We start from the raw sequence: 22,972 nt of genomic DNA, 5'->3' as shown, positions 1-22,972 counted from the left end.
GGATGCGCCGCGTCGCGCGCGCTGCGCTCCTGGCGGGCGCCGCCCTGCTCGCCCCCCTGCGCCCGGTCGCGGCCGAACCGCTCGAGGCCGGCGCCAGCGCCTGCGGCGGAAACGCCTACTCCTCGGCCGAGGTGACGGAGGGGCGCGGCCGGCGCCGCGGGCCGCTCACCGCCGTGCCGGACACGCTCTGCGCCGACATCGAGACGGGGCGGCCGTCGACGCGGATCGAGCTCTACGGCATCCCCGATCGCGACGGATCGGCCTACGGCCTTGGCGGAGAGCGGGCGCCCGCCCCATATGATCGCTCGTTCCGGCGCAGGCCGTCGGCCGACTGACGCCTCGTCCCCCCGGGGCGGGATGCGTCGCCATGCGGTGCCTCGACGGCTCGCGCGGCACCCAGCGCCGAAGGGATGGCTCCGATCCTCCAGCACCGCCGCTCCCTCCCGCCCTCGTCCCGCGCGCGCGGCGTCACGGCGGTTCTGGGGCCGACCAACACCGGCAAGACGCACCTGGCGATCGAGCGGATGCTGGCCCATCCCACCGGGATGATCGGCCTGCCGCTGCGGCTGCTCGCCCGGGAGGTCTACCTCAGGGTCGTCGCCCGCGTCGGGGTCGACAAGGTCGCCCTCGTCACCGGCGAGGAGAAGATCAAGCCGGACCGGCCGCGCTACTGGATCTCCACCATCGAGGCGATGCCGCGCGACCTCGACGTGGCCTTCGTGGCGATCGACGAGATCCAGCTCTCGGCCGACATGGATCGCGGCCACGTCTTCACCGATCGCCTGCTGAACCAGCGCGGGCGCGAGGAGACCCTGCTGATCGGCTCCTCGACGATCCTGCCGCTGGTGCAGTCGCTGATCCCCAACGTCCACACCACGACGCGCCCGCGCCTCTCGACGCTGACCTATGCCGGCGAGAAGAAGCTCGGGCGGATGCCGCGGCGCACCGCGATCGTCGCGTTCTCGGCCGAGGAGGTCTACGCCATCGCCGAGCTGATCCGGCGACAGCGCGGCGGCGCGGCGGTGGTGCTCGGCGCGCTCTCGCCCCGCACCCGCAACGCGCAGGTCGAGCTCTACCAGTCGGGCGACGTCGATTACCTCGTCGCCACCGACGCCGTCGGCATGGGCCTCAACCTCGACGTCGACCACGTCGCCTTCGCCGCCACCTGGAAGTACGACGGCACCCGCTTCCGCAAGCTGACGCCGGCCGAGCTCGGGCAGATCGCCGGACGGGCCGGCCGCCACCTCTCGGACGGCACCTTCGGCTCCACCGGGCGCTGCCGCCCGTTCGAGCCCGAGATGATCGAGCGGCTGGAGAACCACGACTTCGATCCCCTGCGCATCCTGCAATGGCGCAACCCCGACCTCGACTTCCGCTCGCTCGACGCGTTGCAGGCGAGCCTCGACGTGCACCCGAGCGAGCCCGGCCTGACGCGGGCGCCGATGGGCGAGGACCAGCAGGCCCTCGAGATCCTGATGAAGGAGGACGACTTCCGTGCCATGGCGAGCGGCGCGTCCGCGGTGCGCCGCCTCTGGGACGTCTGCGGGGTGCCGGATTACCGCAAGGTCCACCCCCAAGTGCATGCCGACCTCGTGGCCGAGCTCTACCGCTTCCTGATGAAGGGCATGGCCGGGCGCATCCCCGACACCTGGTTCGCCGAGCAGGTGGCGATGATCGACCGCACCGACGGCGACATCGAGACCCTGTCCCGCCGCATCGCCCACGGACGCACCTGGACCTTCGTCGCCAACCGCCCCGACTGGCTTCGCGATCCGGAACATTGGCAGGGCGAGACGCGTCGGGTAGAGGACAGGCTGTCCGACGCCCTGCACGAACGCCTCGCGAGCCGCTTCGTCGATCGGCGCACCAGCGTCCTGATGCGGCGCCTGAGAGAGAACACGATGCTCGAAGCCCAGATTACCCCCGACGGTGACGTGACCGTCGAGGGTCAACATGTCGGCCACCTCCACGGCTTCCTGTTCGTGCCCGATGCCAGCGCCGAAGGCCACGAGGCCAAGACGCTGCGCAGCGCCGCCGAGAAGGGGCTCGCCGGCGAGATCGAGTCGCGCGCCGAGCGGTTCTCCGCCGCCGCCGACGCCTCGCTGGTGCTGAGCCACGACGGCGTGATCCGCTGGACCGGCGCGCCGGTGGCCAAGCTGGCGCCCGGCGACAAGATCTTCGCCCCCCAGATCCGGCTCCTCGCCGACGACGCGCTTGCCGGCCCCGCCCGCGAGAAGGTGGTGGCGCGGCTCGACGCCTGGCTGAAGGCGCACGTGACGCGCCTGCTCGGGCCGCTGATCGAGATCGAGACCGCCGCCGACCTCACCGGGCTCGCCAAGGGCATCGGCTTCCAGGTCGTCGAGGCGCTCGGCGTGCTGGAGCGCGCCCGCGTGGCGCAGGAGATGCGCACCCTCGACCAGGACGGCCGCGGGGCGCTGCGCCGCCACGGCGTCCGCTTCGGCGCCTACCACCTGTTCCTGCCGGCCCTGCTGAAGCCGGCGCCGCGGACGCTCGCCGCCCAGCTCTGGGCCCTGCAGAACGGCGGACTGGAGCAGCGCGGCCTCGACGAGATCGGGCACCTCGCCGGCTCCGGCCGCACCTCGATCAAGGTCGATCCCGAGATCGCCAAGGGCCTCTACCGCGCCGCGGGTTTCCGCGTCTGCGGCGAGCGCGCGGTGCGCGTCGACATCCTCGAGCGGCTGGCCGACCTGATCCGTCCCGCCGTCTCCTACCGCCCCGGCACCACGCCGGGCGCGCCGCCCCCCGGCGCCGCCGACAAGGACGGGTTCGTCGCCACCGTCGGCATGACCTCGCTGGTCGGCTGCTCGGGCGAGGATTTCGCCTCGATCCTGACCTCGCTCGGATACAGCGCCGAGACCCGGCCCGGCCCGGCGATCACCGTGCCGCTGCTGCCCGCCGCCCCGACGACGCCGGTCCAGCCCGTCGCACGCGCGACGGACGGTGCGACCGAGGCGACTCCCGAGGCCACGTCTGAAGCTGAAGCCGGCGAGACCGGCCCCGCCGAGGCTGCGGCCGCCGAGGCGGCGACCTCGGACGCCGTCTCGGAACCGGCCGAGCCGAACGCGCACGAGGCGGAGGCCGGAGAGGCCGTCCCCGCTCCCAAGGCAACGCCAGAGCCCGAGGCGGCGCCCGCCGCCGAGGAGCCCGTTGCGGAAGCCGCGCCGGACGAAGCGCCCGCCGAGGACGCCGCCGTCGAGCCGGCGAAGGAGGATGCGGGCGTCGAGGCGACCGCTTCCGAGCACGCCGACACGCCGACGAACGACGCGGCTTCCACGGAGTCGGCTTCGACCGACGTACTTCAGACCGCCGACGAGGGTTCAGCCGCACCCGCCGGCGAGGAAATTCCCGCCGAGGCCGCGTCCGAACTGCTCGCCGACGCCGTCGCCGAGGAGCCGGCGACCATCGAGGTGTGGACGCTGCAGCGCCACCAGCGCCAGGCCAACCCGCGCCCGAACCGCCCGCGCGGCGCCGGCCGCGGCCGCGACGGCGCCCCGGGCGCGCCCCAGGGCGAACGCCGCGAGGGCGAGCAGCGCCGCGACGGCGGCCGCGACCGGCCCCGTCCGCACGCGACCGAGGGCCGCGACCGACCGCCGCGCCAGGACGGCCCCCGTCAGGATGGTCCCCGGCCCGAGGGTGGCCGGCCGGAAGGGCCGCGCCGCCACGACGGCCCGCGCCGCGAGCGCTTCGAGCCCGGCGCCCGGCCCGACCGCCGCGACGAGCCGCGCCATGCCGGCCCTCGACCGGATGCCCGGCCCCCGCGCCGCGAGCGGGCGCCCGATCCCGATTCGCCCTTCGCCAAGCTCGCCGCCCTGAAGGCGCAGCTAGAATCCGGCGAAGGCGGCAAGCGCTGAGGCACCGCCGGTCTGCATGAAGGAAGGGCGGCAGCGGCTGGACAAGTGGCTGTGGTTCGCGCGGTTCGCGAAGTCCCGCGCGCTCGCCGCCCGCCTCGTGGAAGACGGCCACGTCCGCCTCAACGGGACGCGGACCACCCTGCCGGCCAAGGGGCTGGCCGTCGGCGACGTGCTGACGGTCGCCGCCGCCCACGCCACTCTCATCCTGCGGGTCCTGGACCTCGGGACGCATCGCGGCTCGGCCCCGGTCGCCCGGCTGCTCTACGCGGACCTCGCCGCCGGGGGCGACGAGGCTCCGGCCCCTCTCTCTGTAGAGCCCAGCCCGCCCCTGGAATCATTGTAGACAAGCCACAGTCCCGTGCGGCGGCCAGGTTGCGGCATGGCTGCGCTTGTCAGCCCCTTTGGCAGGGGCTAGAGCCCTTCCCATCCAAGGGCCGCCTACGAGGGCCCGTCGACACGCAAGCCGAACGCGCCTTCGCCCGCCCGCGAGACCGTTCGAGCCCCCGGCGGCCGCGGATGCGGCCAGCGCGGATCGAGGACGAAAATCGCACCATGACCTACGTCGTCACCGACAATTGCATCAAGTGCAAGTACATGGACTGCGTGGAAGTCTGCCCGGTGGACTGCTTCTACGAAGGCGAGAACATGCTCGTCATCCACCCCGACGAGTGCATCGATTGCGGCGTCTGCGAACCGGAATGCCCGGCCGAGGCGATCAAGCCGGACACCGAGCCGAACCTCGAGACCTGGCTCAAGGTCAACGCCGACTACGCAAAGGACTGGCCGAACATCACCCAGAAGAAGGACGCGCCCGGCGACGCCAAGGATTGGGACGGCGTGGCCGGCAAGTTCGAGGCCCACTTCTCCGCCGCCCCCGGCACCGGCGACTGAACAAGCCGGCACGATCCCGCGTATCGACGCGGCGGCTGGCCTTCGGGTTGCCTTGCGTTTGCCTCGCCGGCCCGCGGCCGGCCCCAGCGAACCCGTGCATAACGCGCTCCGGATGGTCCCGAACCGTCCGGGGTGCGTCGCGCTGCTTTGATTCGACCGTTGATTTGTGATAGACAATCCTTCTGCCGTCGCTCGCGCCTGACGTGCCGCCTGCCGCGTTCAAAACGCGAAACCCGGATCACCCGGGATCACAGGATGCACGCGCTCGACCGCTGGAGGCGTTGCCTTCGGCGGTTGTTCTATCATGGGCTGCGCACGGCTCGCCTGGGAGCCTCCGCCTGCCCGACCTGTCTGGTCGGCGGCGTCGGTCGGGCGTCGGAAGCCGGGTGTCCCGTCCCGGAAGACATGGTCACGCGGGTGCTTGCAACCCCCCGCGCTTTGTTCTGGAGGCCCTTCTCGCATGACAACAGCCAAGAAGCCGACGACGGGCCGCCAGGGATTCAAGACCGGCGAGGCGGTGGTCTATCCCGCCCACGGCGTCGGCCGCATCACCGCGATCGAAGAGCAGGAGATCGCCGGCTACAAGCTCGAGCTGTTCGTCGTCTCCTTCGAGAAGGACAAGATGGTCCTGCGCGTCCCCACCGCGAAGGCCAACAGCGTCGGCATGCGCAAGCTCGCCGAGCCGGAGCTGGTGAAGAAGGCCCTCGACGTGCTGACCGGCCGCGCCCGCGTCAAGCGGACGATGTGGTCGCGCCGCGCCCAGGAATACGAGGCCAAGATCAATTCCGGCGACCTGCTTTCGGTCACCGAGGTGGTGCGCGACCTGTTCCGCTCCGAGGCCCAGCCCGAGCAGTCCTACAGCGAGCGCCAGCTCTACGAGGCCGCCCTCGACCGGATCGTGCGTGAGATCTCGACCGTCAACCGCATTACCGAGACCGAGGCGCTCAAGCTCATCGACCAGAGCCTGCAGAAGTCGCCCCGCCGCGGCAAGGCCGAGGCGGAAGCCGAGACCGACGGCGACGAGGCCATCCAGGAAGAGGCCGCCTGAGGGCGCGCCGACTCGGCCGGACCCTTTCCGGCCCTTCCATCGTCGACCGAGCCCGGTGCGCCAGCGCCGGGCTTTTTCTTTGGGCCGGCCCCCAAAGCGCATGTCGGCTGGAGCCGTCCGGCAACACCCGCTCGCGGAATCGTGCGCGCCGCGGAACCGGGCATCGCGCGCCCTGTTGCATCGCCGCGGAACCATCGCCTTCGCCTTCCCGTTGTCCGGTGCCTTGCGTGGATGCCCGGATCGTACCGGTGAGTCCGCAGGACGCGGTCGAGGCCGCAGAAGCGCTTGGAAGAAAGAGGCAGGCGGAATGGCGGAAATCGCGGGAATTCGTCGGCAGTTCATTCGCACCGCGATGGAAGCGCCGTTCCTCCAGCGGGACGAGGAACGCGGCCTTGCGGTGAGCTGGAAGGACGACCGCGACGAGCGCGCCCTGCACAAGCTGATCTCCGCGCATATGCGCCTCGTGATCGCGCTGGCCGGGCGCTTCCGCCACTATGGGTTGCCGATGGCCGATCTCGTCCAAGAGGGCCATGTCGGTCTGATGGAGGCCGCGGCCCGGTTCGAGCCGGAGCGCGAGGTGCGATTCTCGACCTACGCCACCTGGTGGATCCGCGCCTCGATCCAGGACTACATCCTGCGCAACTGGTCGATCGTCCGCGGTGGCACCAGCTCCGCCCAGAAGGCGCTGTTCTTCAACCTGCGGCGCCTGCGCGCCCGGCTGATGCAATCGACCGAGGAGCGTGTCGGCGACGAGATCCACCGTCGCATCGCCACCGCCATCGGCGTGTCGCGCGAGGACGTGGCGCTGATGGACGCCCGGCTCTCCGGTCCCGACATGTCGCTCAACGCCTCGGTCGGCGAGGAAAGCGAAGCTTCGTCCGAGCGCATGGACTTCCTTGTCGACGGTGCGGCCCTGCCCGACGAGACCGTCACAGCCACGGTCGACGGCGAGCGCCGCCACCTTTGGCTGCAGCAGGCTCTCACCGTCCTGTCCGAGCGCGAGTTGCGCATCCTGCGCGAGCGCCGGCTCGCCGAGGACCAGGCCACCCTGGAGGCGCTGGGCCACCGCCTCGGCATCTCCAAGGAGCGCGTCCGCCAGATCGAGAACCGCGCGTTGGAAAAGCTTCGCCGGGCGCTCGCGGATCGCTTTCCGCAAACGACGGGTGGGGCTTACGCGGGCTGAGGTTCGCATCGGCTCAGATAAAAAAGGCTCGACCGGAAGGTCGGGCCTTTTTCGTTTGCCGTAGGCCCATTCACCAAGATGTCGGCTGGCGCCTATCGAGACCGTGGGTGGAGCGATCACCGTGCCCCCCCCTCGCCCCGCTTGCGGGGAGAGGGGAAGGTGCCCGCTCTACTTCGGTGCCGTCGTCGAACCCGTCGCCTCGGCTGCGCCCGGCTTGATGCTCCACAGCTCGGTCGGCAGGGCCGCCGGCGCGTCCGGCTTGTAGAAGGCCGAATCCTGGATGTGCGAGGTGGTGAACAGGATGGTGCCGTCCGGTGCCTCGGCGAAGGTGTCGGGCCAGCGCAGGCGCGGGTCCTGGACCAGCACCGTCGGCGTCCCGCCCTTGGCCGTGAGGTCGCGCACCTTCACCGCGTTCTCCTCCGGCGCGGTGACGTACATCCGGCCGTCGTGGCGGCTGATGATCAGGCCGTCGGCGGGGCCGTTCTCGCCCACCGTCTCGACCTTGCCCGAGAGGCTCTTGTCGGTGAGCGCACTCGGCACCACCGCGGACGTCAGCCAGCCGGTGAGCGCGTCGGTCGGCAGGCTGTAGAGCGTCTTGCCCTTGATCGCCTGCCAGTAGAGCGTCTTGCCGTCGGGCGAGAGCGCGAGGCCGTCGGCGGCGAACTCGACGCCGCGTCCGTCGGGGCGGCGCAGCGGCTTGCCGTCGTAACTCACCGTCACGCTCTTGTCGGGCATGGTGGTCGGATCGCCGTCGAGGAGGCGGCGCGCCTTGCCGCTGTCGAGGTCGACCACCACCAGGGCGCCGCTCGCGCCGGAATCGGTGAGGTAGGCGGTCTTGCCGTCGGGGGAGAAGCGCACGTCGTTTAGGTAGGAGACCTGCGGCGCCACCGTCTCGTCGAAGGCGATGGTGCGGGCCGGCTTGTTGGTCTTCAGGTCGATCTCGACGAGCTTCGGCCCGTCCTTGACCACGGCCGCCATCGCTGGCGCCGCCGGATCGAGCACCCAGAGGTTGCCCTTCGGGTCGGCGACGACGCTCTGCACGCAGACCCAATGGTTGCGGGCATCCACCTGGTCCTTCTTGGCGTTGCGCCATCCGTTCCATTCGGCGTCGGGGAACGGCGTCAGCGTGCCGTCCTTCAGCTCCGCGACCGAGACGGCGGTGTCCTCGGTCCAGCGCGGGAAGTTCACGAAGATCCGCCCGTCCTTCGAAACGGTGACGCCGGTCACCTGATGCTCGAAGCTCGCCACCTTGGTCAGACCCGGCGCGGCGTCCTTCTGCGGTGCGGGCATGTCCTGCGCGACGGCGGGGCCGGCAAGCGCGCTTCCGGCGAGCAACGCTCCGCCGAGCAGCAGGCGTGCGCGGAAGCCGGGGCACGCGCCGGCGATCGTCATGGTCATGGTCATGGTCATGGGGAGCCTTTTTCGGGCGGCGGGAACGCCGCGTCGGCCCGTCAACGCGGCGCCGGCCCGCCAAGGTTCATCGACCGGGCGTCGCAGCTCGGCGCAGGCCGGTTGGATCGGCGCAGGTCGGCTGGCTCGGCGCAAGTCGGCTGGCTCAGCGCAAGTCGGCGCCTGCCGGTCCGGCGGTGGCGGCGAGCGCCCGCGCCATCCGCTCGATCCGCTCGGCGGCCTTCGAGACGCCGTCGGCGACGCGGGCCGACTGGTCGGCCTGCGCCGCGCCCGCGGCGGCCGTTTCCGCCCGCAGGCGTTCGGCCTCGGCTTCCGCCACCGAGAGCCGGCGCTTCAGCTCGGAGACCTCGTCGGCGATGGTCAGCGCCGCCATCACCTGGAGGCGCATGTCGCCGATCTCGCCGAAGGCCTTGCGCATGTCGGCGACCCGCGCGCCGAGGTCGGCGGCGAGCGCGGACAAATGCGCCTCCTCGCCGTCGCCGCAGGCCATGCGGTAGCTCTTGCCGTCGATGGTGACGCTGATCTGGGGCATGCGGGCTTCGGAACGGACGCGGGCGGTCGGGTCGACGGAGGATTGGGCGCGCGCCCACCGCCTCCGGTCAAGGGTCCGGGCGGCCGAGCACGCCTTCCACGGTGCCGATCGCCCGCTCCAGCCGGCGGCCGACCGTGTCCGCGGCGGTCTCGACCTGGGCGAGCCGGGCGCTCGCCGCGTCGAGGGCGGCGGCCAGCCGGGCGCGGTCCTCGGCCATGATCGCGCGCTCCGCCTCGACGTCGGCGGGGTTCGCCTCCGCCTCGAGCCGGCGCGCGACGGCGGCCTCGAGCTGCAGCAACGCCGCATCGAGCCTGCGCAGGGCGTCCCCGGCCGAGTCGTGCCCGGCCGAGTCGTGCCCGGCGGAGTCGGGCCCGGCAGCGTCGTCGCCGGGCGGATCGGTCGGGGGGCTGGCGGGCTCGCTCATGGTCGAGGGCAGGTTTCCCCTAAGCCGCAGCGGATTTCCAGCCGATTCCGACCGCACGCCCAGGCAAATCCGCGTCGGGACGATCCCGCCCGGTCAGGCCGTCCGGATTGTCAGGGCTTGCGCGCGCACAGCCACCGCGTGCGCTTTGACAGCCCGAGGCACCATGTTAGAGACCCGCCGCACGCGCAGGGCCTGTCCTCGCGCGCATCCTCTGCCCGGATATCCGACCCGTGCCAGTCCCGAGGCCCTCGCCCGCGTCGTCCGTCTCACGGATGGTCCCCGGCGACCCGTGCCCGGTCCTCGCGTCGGTTCATCCCAGGTTCAATTCGGCGGTTCATAGAGCCGGCCGCAGCACCGGACGGCCGACGCGCCGCCCCGGTATCATCGAGCGGCGCCCGCAAGGTGGCGCCCCATCTCGGGAAGGAGTCACGCCGTGACGGTGAAGGTTGCCATCAACGGGTTCGGGCGCATCGGCCGCAACGTGCTGCGCGCGATCCACGAGGCCGGCCGCAAGGACATCGAGGTCGTGGCGATCAACGACCTGGGGCCGGTCGAGACCAACGCGCACCTGCTGCGCTTCGACTCGATCCACGGCCGGTTCAACGCCAAGGTCGTGGTCGACGGCGACTACATCGTCGTCGACGGCAACCGCATCCGCGTCACCGCCGTGCGCAACCCGGCCGAGCTGCCGCACCGCGAGCTCGGCGTCGACATCGCGCTCGAATGCACCGGCATCTTCACCTCGAAGGACAAGGCCAAGGCCCACCTCGACGCCGGCGCCAAGCGCGTCATCGTCTCGGCCCCCGCCGACGGCGCCGACCTGACGGTGGTCTACGGCGTGAACCACGACCAGCTCACCGCCGACCACCACGTGATCTCGAACGCCTCGTGCACCACGAACTGCCTGGTGCCGGTGGCGAAGGTCCTCAACGACCTCGTCGGGATCGAGCGCGGCTTCATGACCACGATCCACTCCTACACCAACGACCAGCCGTCGCTGGACCAGATGCACAAGGACCTCTATCGGGCCCGCGCCGCCGCGCTCTCGATGATCCCGACCTCGACCGGCGCCGCCAAGGCCGTCGGCCTCGTGCTGCCCGAGTTGAAGGGCAAGCTCGACGGGACCTCGATCCGCGTGCCGACGCCGAACGTCTCGGCGGTCGACCTCGTGTTCACCGCCAAGCGCGCCACCTCCGTCGAGGAGATCAACACGGCGATCGTGGCGGCGGCCGACGGCCCGCTCAAGGGCGTGCTGGCCTACACCGACCAGCCCAACGTCTCGATCGACTTCAACCACGACCCGCACTCCTCGACCTTCCACCTCGACCAGACCAAGGTCATGGACGGCACCTTCGTCCGCATCCTCGCCTGGTACGACAACGAGTGGGGCTTCTCGAACCGCATGGCCGACACGGCCGTGGCGATGGCCAAGCTGATCTAACGCGTTGATCTGATCCGTTCACCCGGCCGGCTCGCGGGCGCCACCCGCGGGCCGGCGGTTTCGCGACCAAGCCCAGCTCCACGAGGCGCCGGGCCGCCTTCCGAACCGCAGACGAGCAAGGGTCCGACACGCATGACCGACGCCCCCAAGACCGCGACCGGACAGGACTTCATCCCGGCGGCGACCACGCATGTGGAGACAGCCCGCGTGGAGGCGAAGCCCGCGATTCCCGGCGCCTCCGTGGCGACGCCGATCGCCGCCAACCAGCTGTTCGACCAGCTCGCCCGGATCGAGGACAAGACCTCGCGCATCGAGGACAAGTACGCCCGCTCCGAGTCTCTGCTGACCCGCGTCGAGGACAAGGTCGAGGGCGCCTCGAACCGCATGAACGAGGCCGCCCGCCAGTCCGACCTCGCCGCGCTCCGCTCCGAGATGCGCGGCCTGACCGAGCGCACGCGGCGCCTGCCCGGCACCGGCGCCCTGGTGCTCACCGCGATCATCACCGCCGTGCTCACCGTGGTGCTGATGGTCGCCGTGCAGCGGCTCAACCTCGACAGCCTGCTGCCGCCGCGCGCGAACGCCACCGCGCCTGCGGCCCAAGCCCCCGCCACGTCGTCCGCCCCCTCGCCCGCGCGCTGACCCGACACCGACAGAGCAGGACCGCATGACCGCCTTCCGCACCCTCGACGATTCCGGCTCGCTGGCGGGCAAGCGCGTCCTGCTCCGCGTCGACCTCAACGTCCCGATGGAGGGCGGCCGCGTCACCGACGCGACCCGGATCGAGCGCGTGGTGCCGACGATCCGCGAGATCGCCGGGCAAGGCGGCAAGGTGGTGCTGCTCGCCCATTTCGGCCGGCCGAAGGGCAAGCGCGATCCCAAGGATTCGCTAGCCCCCGTCGTCGCCACCCTGTCCGACAAGCTTGGCAGCGCGGTCGCCTTCGCCGAGGATTGCGTCGGCCCGGCCGCGTCGGCGGCGATCGCGGCGATTAAGGACGGCGACGTGCTGCTCCTCGAGAACACCCGCTACCATGCCGGCGAGGAGACGAACGACGCGGCCTTCGCCGACGCGCTCGCTGCCAACGGCGACGTCTACGTCAACGAGGCGTTCTCGGCCGCCCACCGGGCGCACGCCTCGACGGAGGGCCTCGCCCACCGCCTGCCGGCCTATGCCGGCCGCCTGATGCAGGCCGAGCTCGACGCCCTGACCAAGGGCCTCGAAGCCCCCGCCCGCCCGGTGATCGCTCTGGTCGGCGGCGCCAAGGTCTCCTCGAAGATCGACCTGCTCGAGAACCTCGTCGCCAAGGTCGACATGCTGGTGATCGGCGGCGGCATGGCCAACACCTTCCTGCACGCGCAGGGCAAGCCCGTCGGCAAGTCGCTGTGCGAGAAGGACCTCGCCGAGACCGCCCTGCGCATCATCGCCGCGGCCGAGGCCGCCAAGTGCCGGATCATCCTGCCGGTCGACGCCGTCGTCGCCTCCGAGTTCAAGGCGAACGCGGCCCACGAGACCGTCTCGGTCGACGCGGTGCCCGAGGGCGGCATGATCCTCGACGCCGGGCCGAAATCCGTCGCCCTGATCGACGCGGCGATCGACGAGGCCGCGACGCTGGTGTGGAACGGCCCGCTCGGCGCCTTCGAGCTGACGCCGTTCGATGCCGCCACCGTCGCCGCCGCCCGGCACGCGGCCGATCGCACGGCGTCTGGCAAGCTCGTCTCGGTCGCCGGCGGCGGCGATACGGTGGCCGCGCTGAACCATGCGGGCGTCTCGGAGACCTTCTCCTACATCTCGACCGCCGGCGGCGCCTTCCTCGAATGGCTGGAGGGCAAGACGCTTCCGGGCGTCGAGGCCCTGCGCGCCAAGAGCTGAGTTTCAACAGCCGACTTTTCCGGCGATTTTCGCGCCGTCCCGCACGATCCATCCGGGCCGCGGCGGCGTTCTCCCCACAGACCCGACCAGACCTAAGACGGAGCACGGACGATGGCGCGGATCACGTTGAGGCAGCTTCTCGATCACGCCGCCGAGTACGGCTACGGCGTGCCGGCCTTCAACATGAACAACATGGAGCAGGGGCTCGCCATCATGGCGGCCGCCGACGCCACCGATTCCCCGGTGATCCTGCAGGCGAGCAAGGGCGCGCGCGCCTACGCCAACGACATCGTGCTGGCCAAGCTGATCGACGGCCTCGTCGAGATCTATCCGCACATCCCCGTCTGCATGCACCTCGACCACGGCAGCGACGAGGCCACCTGCGCCACCGCGATCCAGTACGGCTTCACCTCGGTGATGATGGACGGGTCGCTGAAGGCCGACGGCAAGACGCCGGCCGACTACGCCTACAACGTCGGCATCACCCACAAGGTCTCGGAGATGGCGCACTGGGCCGGCGTCTCGGTGGAGGGCGAGCTCGGCGTGCTCGGCTCGCTCGAGAGCGGCGAGGGCGAGGCCGAGGACGGCCACGGTTTCGAAGGCACGCTCTCGCACGACCAGCTGCTCACCGACCCGGAAGAAGCGGTGAAGTTCGTGCAGGCGACCAAGGTCGACGCGCTGGCGGTGGCGATGGGCACCAGCCACGGCGCCTACAAGTTCACGCGCCAGCCCGACGGCGACGTGCTCGCGATGAACGTGATCGAGGAGATCCATCGGCGCCTGCCGACGACCCACCTCGTCATGCACGGCTCGTCCTCGGTGCCGCAGGATCTGCAGGACATCATCAACCAGTACGGCGGCCAGATGAAGCCGACCTGGGGCGTGCCGGTGGCCGAGATCCAGCGCGGGATCAAGCACGGCGTGCGCAAGATCAACATCGACACCGACAACCGCATGGCGCTGACCGGCCAGATCCGGAAGGTGCTCGCCGAGAACCCGGCCGAGTTCGATCCGCGCAAGTACCTCAAGCCCGCCATGGAGGCGATGACCAAGCTGTGCAAGCAGCGCTTCGAGGAGTTCGGCACCGCCGGCCAGGGCTCGAAGATCCGCCCGATCTCGGTCTCCGCCATGGCCAAGCGCTACGCCAACGGCTCGCTCGACCCGAAGATCACCGCGAACTGAGGCGGCGCCTTCGATCGGGGCGGTAAGGGAAGGCCCCCCTTCACCGCCCCGACACCGTCATTCCGGGGCGCCGTGAGGCGAGCCAGGAATCCAGAGCCGCCGACGGTGCATTCTCGATCACGGCCTATGGTTCTGGATTCCGGGCTCTGCTGCGCAGCCCCAGAATGACGGGCGCGTACGAGGACGCTCGAGCGAGACTTCGACCTCTCTTTGCCAGGGCCGCAACGCTCCTCTCCGCTTCCCCGACGCCCTCCGCGGCGGTATCAGGGCGCATGACCGACGCACCCCGCCTCACCCTGCTGACGCCGCACCATGTCGGGGCGGAGCATGTCGACGCGCTGGTGCCCGCGCTGGAGCGAGCCTGCGCCGCGGGCGACGTGGCCGCGGTGATCCTGCGCCTGGCACCCGCGGACGAGCGCAGCCTGATCGCCCTGGTGAAACGCGTCGCGCCCGCGGTGCAGGCGGCCGGCGCGGCGCTGGTCGTCGCCGCCCCGGGTTTCGCGGGCGACCTCGTCAGCATCTCGGCGCGGGGCGGGGCGGATGGCATCCACGTCGACAAGCCGGAGGAAGGCACGCTGCAGGAGCTGCGCGGGCGTCTGCGCGACGGCCGCATCCTCGGCGTCGGCGGGATCGAGACCCGGCACGCGGCGATGGATGCGGGCGAGGCCGGCATCGACTACCTGATGTTCGGCGGCCTCTACCCCGACGGCGTCGCCGCCGACGCAGAGGGCGTGCACGAGCGCACCGCGTGGTGGGCCGAAATCTTCGAGACGCCATGCATCGGTGTCGCCTGCACCGAGGCCGAGGTCGCGGCGCTCGCGGCGACCGGCGCCGAGTTCGTCGGGCTGGAGAGCGGGCTGTGGATGGACGACCCCGCAGGCGTCGCCCGCGTGCAGGCCGCGCTCTCGGAGGCGGCCTCGTGAGGCGGCTCGCTTCGAGCACCCTCGCGCTGCTCCTGGCCGGCGGCGGGGCGATGGCGGCGCCCAGCGCGATCGAGCCGACCCGGACGCCGGGCACCGACCCGGTCAAGCCGCCGATGCGAGAGCTGCCGACCCCCTACACCGTCGGCTATTCCGGTGGCGCCCGCCCGCCGCCGACCGACCGCACGCCGGACTTCGCCTACGGCGCCTACCAGCGCGGGCAGTACGTGACCGCGTTCCGCGAGGCGACGAAGCGGATCGAGGCCGACCGCAAGGACGCGGCGGCGATGACGCTGCTCGGCGAGTTGTACAACCAGGGCCTCGGCATCCGCCCCGACCCGGTCAAGGCCGCCGACTGGTACCGCCTCGCGGCGGCGCAGGGCGAGCCCGGCGCGATGTCGTCGCTGGGCCTGATGTCCCTCGACGGCCGCGGCGTTCCCAAGGACCCGAAGGCCGGCCGGCGCTGGCTCGAGCAGGCGGCCGAGCACGGCTCGCCGACGGCGGCCTACAACCTCGCCTTGCTGCTGCTCGCCAGCGGCACCGAGGCCGACCAGACCCGCGCGGCGGCGATGTTCCGCAAGGCGTCGGACGGCGAGATCGGCCCGGCCCAGCACGATCTCGGCGTCCTCTACCTGCAGGGCCGCGGTGTCCCGCAGGACGCGACCAAGGCGGCGGAGCTGTTCCGGCGGGCGGCCGACAACGGCGACCTCGCCGGCGAGGTCGAGTTCGCGATCCTGCTGTTCAACGGCAAGGGCCTGCCGAAGGACGAGGGCCGCGCCGCCCGCTACTTCCTGCACGCGGCGTCCCGCGGCAACGCCATCGCGCAGAACCGCGTCGCCCGGCTCTACGCCACCGGGCGCGGCGTGCCCAAGAACATGGTCGAGGCCGCGGCCTGGAACCTCACCGCGGCCGGCCAGGGCCTGTCTGACGCCTGGCTCGACCAGACGCTTGTCGGCCTCACCGCCGACGAGCGCACCCGCGCCGAGCGGCTGGCGGAGGAGCGGTCCGAGGCGCGCTGAGCGCGGTCGCTCAGAGCCCGTTCCACGACCGATCCCACTCACCACCTCATCCTGAGGCGCTTTCGCGAGGCGGAAGCCTCGAAGGAGGCCTCCAGGGATAGCGCGATCTCTGGAGGCCTCCTTCGAGGCCGCTGACGCGGCACCTCAAGATGAGGTGGTGGGTTGGGAAAAGGGAGGAACCCTTGTCACCGATCGTGGTCAGACCCGCGCTTAAAGCTTGCAGGCGCCGTCGAGCGCAGCGTTCTCGGCCGCCGTGAACAGGCGTGAGCGGATGTGGAAGCGCTTCTCGCGGCCGTTCTCCAGGGAGAACATGCCGCCGCGTCCGGGCACCACGTCGAGCAGGATGTGGGTGTGCTTCCAGACCGCGAACTGCGAGCGGCTGATGAAGAAGTCCGCGCCCCCGACCTGGCCGAGATGCACGTCGCCGTCGCCGGTGATGAAGTCGCCCACCGGGTAGCACATCGGCGAAGAGCCGTCGCAGCAGCCGCCCGACTGGTGGAACATCACCGGGCCGTGCTCGGCACGAAGCTCGGCGATGAGCTCCAGGGCGGCCGGGGTCGCGGTGACCCGCAGCGGCGTCCCGTCGACGCCGGCCTGCTCGGCGGTGGTGGCGCTCGTCGCCGTGTCCGTCATGTCCGCTCCCATCCGCACCCCTTCCCGATCCCATGTGGTTCGCGCGGCGCCGAAATGCAGTGGTGGGCGCCAGCGAAAACGCCCCGGCCGCGAGGGCCGGGGCGAAGTCGTCTCGAAGTCGAAAGCGCCAGCCCGTGGGCCGGAGCCAGGCCGGCCTAGAAGAAGCCGAGCTTCTTGGCCGAGTAGCTCACCAGCATGTTCTTGGTCTGCTGGTAGTGGTCGAGCATCATGCGATGGTTCTCGCGGCCGATGCCGGACTGCTTGTAGCCGCCGAAGGCCGCGTGCGCCGGGTAGGCGTGGTAGCAATTGGTCCAGACGCGGCCGGCCTGGATCGAGCGGCCGAAGCGGTAGGCGCGGGTGCCGTCGCGGGTCCACACGCCGGCCCCTAAGCCGTAGAGCGTGTCGTTGGCGATACTGAGCGCGTCGGCGTCGTCCTTGAAGGTCGTCACCGAGAGCACCGGCCCGAAGATCTCCTCCTGGAAGATCCGCATCTTGTTGTGGCCCTGGAGCACCGTCGGCTGCACGTAGAAGCCGTCGGCGAACTCGCCGTCCTTCACGTTGCGCGCGCCGCCGGTGAGCACCTTGGCGCCCTCCTGCCGGCCGATGTCGATGTAGGAGAGGATCTTCTCCATCTGCTCGGACGAGGCCTGCGCGCCGATCATGGTCGCGGGATCGAGCGGCGAGCCCTGCGTGATCGCCTCGACGCGCTTGACCGCGCGCTCCATGAACCGGTCGTAGATCGACTCGTGCACCAGCGCGCGGCTCGGGCAGGTGCAGACCTCGCCCTGGTTGAGGGCGAACATGGTGAAGCCTTCGAGCGCCTTGTCGAAGAAGTCGTCGTCCTCGTTGGCCACGTCCGCGAAGAAGATGTTCGGCGACTTGCCGCCGAGCTCCAGCGTCACCGGGATCAGGTTCTGCGAGGCGTACTGCATGATCAGCCGGCCCGTCGTCGTCTCGCCGGTGAAGGCGATCTTGGCGATGCGGGGCGAGGAGGCCAGCGGCTTGCCGCATTCCAGGCCGAAGCCGTTGACGACGTTGAGCGTGCCCGGCGGCAGCAGGTCGGCGATCAGCTCCATCACCACGAGGATCGAGGCGGGGGTCTGCTCGGCGGGCTTGAGGACGATGCAGTTGCCGGCGGCGAGCGCCGGGGCGACCTTCCACACCGCCATCAGGATCGGGAAGTTCCACGGGATGATCTGCCCGACGACGCCGAGCGGCTCGTGGAAGTGGTAGGCCACCGTGTCGTGGTCGATCTCGGAGATGCCGCCTTCCTGGGCGCGGATGCAGCCGGCGAAGTAGCGGAAGTGGTCGATGGCGAGCGGGATGTCGGCGTTCACCGTTTCGCGGATCGGCTTGCCGTTGTCCCAGGTCTCGGCGAGCGCGATCAGGTCGAGGTTCTCCTCCATCCGGTCTGCGATCTTGTTGAGGATGCGGGCGCGCTCGCCGGCCGACGTGCGGCCCCAGGCGTCCTTGGCGGCGTGGGCGGCGTCGAGCGCCTTCTCCACGTCCTGCGCGTCCGAGCGGGCGACCTCGCAGATGACGCGGCCGGTGATCGGCGAGGTGTTCTCGAAGTAACGGCCGTTCGCCGGCGCCACCCACTGCCCGCCGATGAAGTTGTCGTAGCGGGCCGAGAACGGCGACTTGGTCTTGGCGTCGGCCAGGAATTCCGGCTTGTTCATGGTGCTGATCCTCCGTGCGGCTCCGGCATGGCGTGCCGGCTCTTTTTCGGACTTTTCGCGTTCCGGCCACAGCCAAGGACAGTCGAGCGGCGATGGCAAGCCGGACTTTTGGCCAAAGGCGGGTGCGAACGCCGCGTGCACGGTAGCCCCATCCGGGGGTGATGGCGACCGAAACGGCGCGGCTTCAGGTCGCCTTCCGCGCCTTGCGGGTCGCAGCCGCCTTCTTGGCGGAGGCCGAGCGCTGCTCCGGCGTGCGCGCGGCCGAGGCCTTTCCGCCTTTCTCGCCACCCTTCTCGCCGCCCGCATGCGCGGCCGGGTGGTCGGTGGCCTTGCCGCGGCCCGAGCCGCCGGGCTTCTTGCCGCCGCCGTCGTCCTTGTTGACGGTCGCCCAGGCGCGAGCTTCGGCCTGCTCCTCGGGCACGCCGCGCTTTTCATAGGATTGCGCGATGTGCTCGGCCTTGCGGACCTGCTTGTCGGTGTACTTGCTCTTGTCACCCTGGGGCATGGCGAAACCTCGTGCGGTGCGGCGAACGGCGCCTCAGCCGGTTCCGGTCGGCCCGTCGAGGACCGCGCGCACGCGGCGGATCAGGTCGGTCCGGCGGTAGGGCTTGTTCAACACGTCGAACTCGGATCCCCCGACGTCGGTTCGCTCCAGGCTCGCCTCGGCGTAGCCGGTGGTGAGCAGCACCTTGAGGCGCGGCTGCCGGCGGCGCGCCTCGCGGGCGAGCATCACCCCGTTCATGCCGCCCGGCATGATCAGGTCGGTGAAGATCATGTCGATGCGGTCGTTGCCGTCGAGGATCTCGAGCGCTTCGCGCCCGTTCCCGGCCATCAGCGTGACGTAGCCGAAGTCGCGCAGGATCGTGCGGGCGAGCTCGGCCACGTCCTCGCGGTCGTCGACGATCAGGATGGTCTCGGTGCCCTGGCGCTCGGTGGTGCGGGCGGGCGGCTTGGGCGCCTCCTTCACCCCGGTCTCGGTCACCGGGAAGGACAGGCGCACGGTGGTGCCCTCCCCCAAAACCGATTCGATCTTCGCGGCTCCGCCCGATTGCTTGGCGAAGCCGTAGACCATCGAGAGGCCGAGGCCGGTGCCCTTGCCCTCCTCCTTGGTGGTGAAGAACGGGTCCATCACGCGGGTCAGCACCGAGGGCGGCATGCCGGTGCCGCCGTCGGTGATCGAGACCTGGACGTAGCGCCCGGCGCGCAGGGGGCCGGTCCCGGTGATCTCGCGCTCGGATACGTCGAGGTTCTCGGTGACGACCCGGATCGGCCCGCCCTCCGGCATCGCGTCGCGGGCGTTGATCATCACGTTGAGCAGCGCGACCTCGGCCTGGGTCGGGTCGACGCGGCAGTTCCACAGGTCCGGCGCCAGGTCGTAGGCGACGGTGACGGCGTCGCCGACGGAGCGGGCGACCATGTCGCGCATTCCCCCGATCAGGGCGTTGAGGTTGACCGCGCGGCCCTCCAGCCGCTGCTTGCGCGAGAAGGCGAGGAGCTGCTGCGTCAGGGTCGTGGCGCGCTGCGCGGCCTGCCGGATGTTGTCGGCGGCGCGCCCCAGCCGGGCCTTGTCGGCGTCGGGCTTCTCCAACCCGGCGCTGAGGATGTCGACGTAGCCGACGATGACCTGGAGCAGGTTGTTGAAGTCGTGCGCGATGCCGCCGGTGAGCTGGCCCAGCGCCTCCATCTTCTGCGCCTGGCCTAAAGCCTCCTCGGCGTCGCGCCGGCGCGACACGTCGAGCTGCGAGGCGAAGAAGTACAGCAGCTCGCCGTTGGTGTCGTAGAGCGGGGAGACGAACAGCGCGTTCCAGAAGGTCGAGCCGTCCTTGCGGTAGTTCAGGATCTCGGTGCTGTACTCGCGCCGCTCGTCGATCGCCGCCCGGACCTGCGCCACCGCCTCGCGGTCCGTCTCCGCCCCCTGCAGGAAGCGGCAGTTGCGGCCGATGATCTCCTCCTGGCCGTAGCCGGACATCGCCAGGAAGGCGTTGTTGGCGAAGATGATCGGGTTGTCGGGCTGGCGCGGATCGGTGACCGTCATCGGCATGCGGGTCGTCTCGACGGCCGCGAAGAAGATCTCGTTGCGCGGGTCGGACATGGCGGTGGCGGACCCGGCGCCGACGCGGGTGGTGCGGCCGGTCGGCGGGGTCTCGGGCGTCTGGGTCATGTCGGGGCGGTCTCGTCCGTCGGCATCGGTCTCGCGACTCCGTGATGGTGCGGCTGGGCGGGTAACACGGCGGCGTTGCCCCTGTTCGGACAGCCTCCGAGCCGACGTCATCGCGACAACGCGAAGGGGCGACCGTGCGATCCAGGTTTTCTAGCGGGAGTCCAAACTCGATCGAAGGCGAATTGTCGCCCGAACCGGCGATCCGGCCGCCGCCGTCACTGTTCAGCTTGCCTCGGGATGGATAGGGATTGATCTCGACGCCGCGCCTTCCCGAATCGGGAAGTCCCCGTGCGTCCTACGTCGGCGAGCAGCAGTCTTGACGACTGCAACCTGAGATTATCCGGGCCCATGTCCGACATCGACGTGGTGTTCATCGCGCCCGATCCTTCGGCCGGTCACGGCCTCCGGTCGGCCCGTCGCACGATCGTCTTCGCGCCCGGCGAGCCGGTGCCGCGGGTCGGCGAGTGCGTGATCCTCGGGTTCGACGCCGAGGCGTCGCGCTGGCTGGTGCACGACGTCGCCCACATCTTCGAGCACGACGCCCACGGCATCGCGATCAAGCTCGCCCTGCCGGCGGAGGGCTGACGCCGCCCCGGACTACTCCGCCGCCTGCGGCAGGGTGGCAACGGGCGTCGCCGCCGTCCGCGCCGGCTCGACGCCGGGCGCACGCGACACGGCGACGGCGTTCTCGATCGCGTCGTTCAGGGTGGTGACGAGGACGTCGGCGGAGGTCGCCCGGCGCAGGCGGTCGAGGGTGGCCGGGTCGCGCTCGCCCCAGAACCCGACGAGGACGCGCACGCCCGGCACCGCGGCGCGGGCCTGCCGGACGGTGAAGCGGATCTGCGACAGGCTCACCGGCTCGAGATAGGAGAAGCAGATCATCGCGAGGCTGGCCGCGTCCTTCGGCCGGGCGCCGCCGCGGATCGCCGACATGGCCATCACTTCGGAGCGCAATCCGTGGCGGTCGAGGGTCTGGCTCAGCATCAGCGTCGCCGCCTCGTCGAAGGGGCCGCGGCTGGAGACGCAGAGCACCGGCACCGCGCCGCGCCAGGCCGGCGCGAGGTCGGCGGGCTTGAGCACCACGGCGGCGACCTTACGGTCCGGCCCCGCCGCGGCGACGGCGGCGGCGGCTTCGGAGCTCCCAGTCCGCGCCTTTCCCTTGCGCGGGCGCAGGGCCACCGGCGTCGTCCCGAGGCGGGCGACCACGGTGCGAATCGCGGCGCCGACCTCGCCCTGGCGCGCACGGTCGAGGGTGCCGCGGGACAGGTCGTCCTGCGCCAGCCGCAAGCCGGCCAGAACGACCTCGTCGTAGTAGGTGACGAGCGCGCGCTCCTTCAGGAACTGCCGGCCCTGGTCGATCGCCTCCGCCGGGTCGTTGGCAAGCATGCGCTGGTAGAAGATCTCGGGCGGGTCGAGGGCCGGCTGGTCGCCGAGCAGCACGTCGAGATACCAGAGCCTGTCGACGTGGCGGCCGAGCACGACGAGGCAGACCGTGAGCGGGGTGGCCAGCACGAGGCCGATCGGCCCCCACAGGAACGTCCAGATCGTCGCCGAGAGGATGACCGCGATCGGCGAGAGCCCGGTGGAGTGCCCGTAGAGCAGCGGCTCGATCACGTGGCCGGCGATCGGCTCGACCACGAGGAACAGCGCCGCCGTGGCGATCACCATGCTCCAGCCCGGATCGACGGAGGCCGCCAGCACCAGCGGCAGCAGGGCGCTGATCGCGGCGCCGATATAGGGCACGAAGCGCAGGATCGCCGCGAGCACGCCGAACAGGGTCGGGCTCGGTACACCGATCCACCACAGCCCGACGCCGATCACCACGCCGAAGGCCACGTTGAGGGCGAGCTGCGCCAGGAAGAACCGGCTGAGGCGGCGCGCCGCGTCGTCGATGGCCGCGGTGGTGCGGCGCAGGTCGCCCGAGCCGCCGGCCAGCCGGATCATCCGGTTCCGCAGGTCCTCGCGCTGGAGCAGGATGAAGATCGTGAAGATCAGGATCAGGCCGGTGGTGGCCAGCGGGTGCAGGATCGGCCCGGCGAAGGTCTGGAGGTTCTCGACGAGGCCGGCCCGCGCCGCGCGGATCTCCACGGTGAGCGGATGCCCGGTCGAGCCCGGATCGCCCTTCAGCTCCGGCGGCGGCGGCGGCGACAGCGTCGCGCTCAGGTCCTGGAACACGTCGACGATGCGCGACAGCGTGCCGGTGTCGGCGGTGGCGCCGCGCAGGGACTTGATCTTGTCCTGCATCACCAGGGAGTAGCGCGGCAGGTCGGAGACGAGCTGCCCGCCCTCGCGCACGATCAGGCTGCCGATCCCGAACAGTGCTCCGAACACCACGACGACCACCAGCAGCACCGCCGGCACCCGCGGCATGCGGATGTGCCCGAGCAGGCGCACCGCCGGCACGAGGACGAAGCTCAGCAGGATCGCCAGCGTCACCGGCACGAGGATGTCGCGTCCGAAATACAGCGCGGCCATCACCGCGAGGACGAGCAGCAGCGAGGCCAGGGCGACGAAGACCGGCAGGCCGTTCTTCAGGCGCTGCGCGGTGACGGGGTCGTCGCTCATGGATTACGCTCCGGTTACGCCTGTGTTCGACCGCTCGAGCGTTCCCCCATCGACGCCCCTTATCCTTAGGTGCCCGCGGCAGCGGGCTGCGAAGGAGCCCTCCAGGACCCGCCGAGACCGCGGGAGGGCTCTTTCGAGGCCCGCT

The 22,972-nt window shown here is 71.1% G+C and carries 21 protein-coding genes; 13 read left to right on the top strand and 8 right to left on the bottom strand.

The genetic code is table 11. The annotated features are described in order from the left end of the window. The first annotated feature begins 2 nt into the window (after window positions 1–2). From MFF13_RS01660 to MFF13_RS01635, 6 genes are all read left to right on the top strand, one after another. On the top strand, window positions 3–335 hold the full coding sequence (locus MFF13_RS01660; RefSeq protein WP_147762780.1) for a hypothetical protein: 333 nt from the start codon (window positions 3–5) through the stop codon (window positions 333–335). Window positions 336–410: 75 nt separating this feature from the next. Next, window positions 411–3,872 carry a helicase-related protein gene (locus tag MFF13_RS01655; RefSeq protein WP_238270247.1) on the top strand — a complete coding sequence of 1,154 codons (3,462 nt, stop codon included), beginning with the start codon at window positions 411–413 and terminating at the stop codon, window positions 3,870–3,872. 16 nt (window positions 3,873–3,888) lie between these two features. After that, window positions 3,889–4,215, top strand: a complete 327-nt coding sequence (locus tag MFF13_RS01650; RefSeq protein ID WP_238270245.1) for an RNA-binding S4 domain-containing protein — start codon at window positions 3,889–3,891, stop codon at window positions 4,213–4,215. A 209-nt stretch (window positions 4,216–4,424) separates the two neighbouring features. Continuing rightward, window positions 4,425–4,763 (top strand): ferredoxin FdxA, encoded by a 339-nt coding sequence (gene fdxA, locus MFF13_RS01645; RefSeq protein WP_147750383.1) that lies wholly within the window; start codon window positions 4,425–4,427, stop codon window positions 4,761–4,763. A gap of 460 nt (window positions 4,764–5,223) precedes the next feature. Further along, entirely contained in the window at window positions 5,224–5,811 is a 588-nt protein-coding gene (locus MFF13_RS01640; RefSeq protein ID WP_147762783.1) for a CarD family transcriptional regulator, read from the top strand. A gap of 307 nt (window positions 5,812–6,118) precedes the next feature. Then, window positions 6,119–6,994 (top strand): RNA polymerase factor sigma-32, encoded by an 876-nt coding sequence (locus MFF13_RS01635; RefSeq protein WP_147750392.1) that lies wholly within the window; start codon window positions 6,119–6,121, stop codon window positions 6,992–6,994. A gap of 168 nt (window positions 6,995–7,162) precedes the next feature. On the opposite strand, the gene MFF13_RS01630 is transcribed toward MFF13_RS01635, so the two are convergent. From MFF13_RS01630 to MFF13_RS01620, 3 genes are all read right to left on the bottom strand, one after another. Then, window positions 7,163–8,284 (bottom strand): SMP-30/gluconolactonase/LRE family protein, encoded by a 1,122-nt coding sequence (locus MFF13_RS01630; protein ID WP_238270266.1) that lies wholly within the window; start codon window positions 8,282–8,284, stop codon window positions 7,163–7,165. A gap of 265 nt (window positions 8,285–8,549) precedes the next feature. Beyond that, window positions 8,550–8,936, bottom strand: coding sequence for a cell division protein ZapA (locus MFF13_RS01625; protein ID WP_147750381.1), 387 nt, complete (start codon window positions 8,934–8,936; stop codon window positions 8,550–8,552). A 67-nt stretch (window positions 8,937–9,003) separates the two neighbouring features. Then, a complete protein-coding gene (locus MFF13_RS01620; RefSeq protein ID WP_147762784.1) occupies window positions 9,004–9,360 on the bottom strand; it encodes a DUF4164 family protein in 357 nt (118 codons plus the stop codon). 433 nt (window positions 9,361–9,793) lie between these two features. On the opposite strand from MFF13_RS01620, the gene gap reads away from it, so the two are divergent. From gap to MFF13_RS01590, 6 genes are all read left to right on the top strand, one after another. Beyond that, window positions 9,794–10,801: a type I glyceraldehyde-3-phosphate dehydrogenase gene (gap, locus tag MFF13_RS01615; RefSeq protein WP_147762785.1), complete on the top strand. Its 1,008-nt coding sequence runs from the start codon at window positions 9,794–9,796 to the stop codon at window positions 10,799–10,801. Window positions 10,802–10,933: 132 nt separating this feature from the next. Then, on the top strand, window positions 10,934–11,440 hold the full coding sequence (locus tag MFF13_RS01610) for a hypothetical protein (RefSeq protein WP_238270242.1): 507 nt from the start codon (window positions 10,934–10,936) through the stop codon (window positions 11,438–11,440). A gap of 25 nt (window positions 11,441–11,465) precedes the next feature. Then, window positions 11,466–12,668, top strand: a complete 1,203-nt coding sequence (locus MFF13_RS01605; RefSeq protein WP_147762786.1) for a phosphoglycerate kinase — start codon at window positions 11,466–11,468, stop codon at window positions 12,666–12,668. Window positions 12,669–12,779: 111 nt separating this feature from the next. After that, window positions 12,780–13,850: a class II fructose-bisphosphate aldolase gene (gene fba, locus MFF13_RS01600; protein ID WP_147815517.1), complete on the top strand. Its 1,071-nt coding sequence runs from the start codon at window positions 12,780–12,782 to the stop codon at window positions 13,848–13,850. A gap of 272 nt (window positions 13,851–14,122) precedes the next feature. After that, complete coding sequence (locus tag MFF13_RS01595) at window positions 14,123–14,773, top strand: thiamine phosphate synthase (protein WP_147815518.1); 651 nt, start codon at window positions 14,123–14,125, stop codon at window positions 14,771–14,773. Window positions 14,774–14,823: 50 nt separating this feature from the next. Beyond that, a complete protein-coding gene (locus MFF13_RS01590) occupies window positions 14,824–15,789 on the top strand; it encodes a tetratricopeptide repeat protein (RefSeq protein WP_147750390.1) in 966 nt (321 codons plus the stop codon). A 210-nt stretch (window positions 15,790–15,999) separates the two neighbouring features. On the opposite strand, the gene MFF13_RS01585 is transcribed toward MFF13_RS01590, so the two are convergent. From MFF13_RS01585 to MFF13_RS01570, 4 genes are all read right to left on the bottom strand, one after another. Beyond that, complete coding sequence (locus MFF13_RS01585; protein ID WP_147762789.1) at window positions 16,000–16,422, bottom strand: DUF779 domain-containing protein; 423 nt, start codon at window positions 16,420–16,422, stop codon at window positions 16,000–16,002. Window positions 16,423–16,577: 155 nt separating this feature from the next. Then, window positions 16,578–18,101, bottom strand: coding sequence for an aldehyde dehydrogenase (gene adh / locus MFF13_RS01580; protein WP_147750374.1), 1,524 nt, complete (start codon window positions 18,099–18,101; stop codon window positions 16,578–16,580). A 184-nt stretch (window positions 18,102–18,285) separates the two neighbouring features. Further along, the gene (locus MFF13_RS01575; protein WP_147762790.1) at window positions 18,286–18,606 is read right to left on the bottom strand and encodes a plasmid stabilization protein; all 321 of its coding nucleotides are present in this window, start codon (window positions 18,604–18,606) and stop codon (window positions 18,286–18,288) included. 33 nt (window positions 18,607–18,639) lie between these two features. Further along, window positions 18,640–20,262, bottom strand: a complete 1,623-nt coding sequence (locus MFF13_RS01570) for a hybrid sensor histidine kinase/response regulator (RefSeq protein WP_147750372.1) — start codon at window positions 20,260–20,262, stop codon at window positions 18,640–18,642. A 348-nt stretch (window positions 20,263–20,610) separates the two neighbouring features. On the opposite strand from MFF13_RS01570, the gene MFF13_RS01565 reads away from it, so the two are divergent. Next, window positions 20,611–20,847 carry a hypothetical protein gene (locus tag MFF13_RS01565; RefSeq protein ID WP_147750371.1) on the top strand — a complete coding sequence of 79 codons (237 nt, stop codon included), beginning with the start codon at window positions 20,611–20,613 and terminating at the stop codon, window positions 20,845–20,847. 12 nt (window positions 20,848–20,859) lie between these two features. Here MFF13_RS01565 and MFF13_RS01560 read toward each other — a convergent pair whose 3' ends face one another. Beyond that, on the bottom strand, window positions 20,860–22,827 hold the full coding sequence (locus tag MFF13_RS01560; RefSeq protein ID WP_147762791.1) for an AI-2E family transporter: 1,968 nt from the start codon (window positions 22,825–22,827) through the stop codon (window positions 20,860–20,862). Between the last annotated feature and the right edge of the window lie 145 nt (window positions 22,828–22,972).

Source organism: Methylobacterium cerastii (assembly GCF_022179125.1).
GTDB lineage: Bacteria > Pseudomonadota > Alphaproteobacteria > Rhizobiales > Beijerinckiaceae > Methylobacterium > Methylobacterium cerastii.
Note: the sequence above shows the minus strand (reverse complement) of the source record. Positions and strands in the feature narration are given on the sequence as shown.

Coding starts and splice junctions, on each gene's coding strand:
- MFF13_RS01660 (WP_147762780.1), top strand. CDS start 3: ATGCGCCGCGTCGCGCGCGCTGCGCTCCTGGCGGGCGCCGCCCTGCTC.
- MFF13_RS01655 (WP_238270247.1), top strand. CDS start 411: ATGGCTCCGATCCTCCAGCACCGCCGCTCCCTCCCGCCCTCGTCCCGC.
- MFF13_RS01650 (WP_238270245.1), top strand. CDS start 3,889: ATGAAGGAAGGGCGGCAGCGGCTGGACAAGTGGCTGTGGTTCGCGCGG.
- fdxA (WP_147750383.1), top strand. CDS start 4,425: ATGACCTACGTCGTCACCGACAATTGCATCAAGTGCAAGTACATGGAC.
- MFF13_RS01640 (WP_147762783.1), top strand. CDS start 5,224: ATGACAACAGCCAAGAAGCCGACGACGGGCCGCCAGGGATTCAAGACC.
- MFF13_RS01635 (WP_147750392.1), top strand. CDS start 6,119: ATGGCGGAAATCGCGGGAATTCGTCGGCAGTTCATTCGCACCGCGATG.
- MFF13_RS01630 (WP_238270266.1), bottom strand. CDS start 8,284: ATGCCCGCACCGCAGAAGGACGCCGCGCCGGGTCTGACCAAGGTGGCG.
- MFF13_RS01625 (WP_147750381.1), bottom strand. CDS start 8,936: ATGCCCCAGATCAGCGTCACCATCGACGGCAAGAGCTACCGCATGGCC.
- MFF13_RS01620 (WP_147762784.1), bottom strand. CDS start 9,360: ATGAGCGAGCCCGCCAGCCCCCCGACCGATCCGCCCGGCGACGACGCT.
- MFF13_RS01610 (WP_238270242.1), top strand. CDS start 10,934: ATGACCGACGCCCCCAAGACCGCGACCGGACAGGACTTCATCCCGGCG.
- MFF13_RS01605 (WP_147762786.1), top strand. CDS start 11,466: ATGACCGCCTTCCGCACCCTCGACGATTCCGGCTCGCTGGCGGGCAAG.
- fba (WP_147815517.1), top strand. CDS start 12,780: ATGGCGCGGATCACGTTGAGGCAGCTTCTCGATCACGCCGCCGAGTAC.
- MFF13_RS01595 (WP_147815518.1), top strand. CDS start 14,123: ATGACCGACGCACCCCGCCTCACCCTGCTGACGCCGCACCATGTCGGG.
- MFF13_RS01590 (WP_147750390.1), top strand. CDS start 14,824: ATGGCGGCGCCCAGCGCGATCGAGCCGACCCGGACGCCGGGCACCGAC.
- MFF13_RS01585 (WP_147762789.1), bottom strand. CDS start 16,422: ATGACGGACACGGCGACGAGCGCCACCACCGCCGAGCAGGCCGGCGTC.
- adh (WP_147750374.1), bottom strand. CDS start 18,101: ATGAACAAGCCGGAATTCCTGGCCGACGCCAAGACCAAGTCGCCGTTC.
- MFF13_RS01575 (WP_147762790.1), bottom strand. CDS start 18,606: ATGCCCCAGGGTGACAAGAGCAAGTACACCGACAAGCAGGTCCGCAAG.
- MFF13_RS01570 (WP_147750372.1), bottom strand. CDS start 20,262: ATGACCCAGACGCCCGAGACCCCGCCGACCGGCCGCACCACCCGCGTC.
- MFF13_RS01565 (WP_147750371.1), top strand. CDS start 20,611: ATGTCCGACATCGACGTGGTGTTCATCGCGCCCGATCCTTCGGCCGGT.
- MFF13_RS01560 (WP_147762791.1), bottom strand. CDS start 22,827: ATGAGCGACGACCCCGTCACCGCGCAGCGCCTGAAGAACGGCCTGCCG.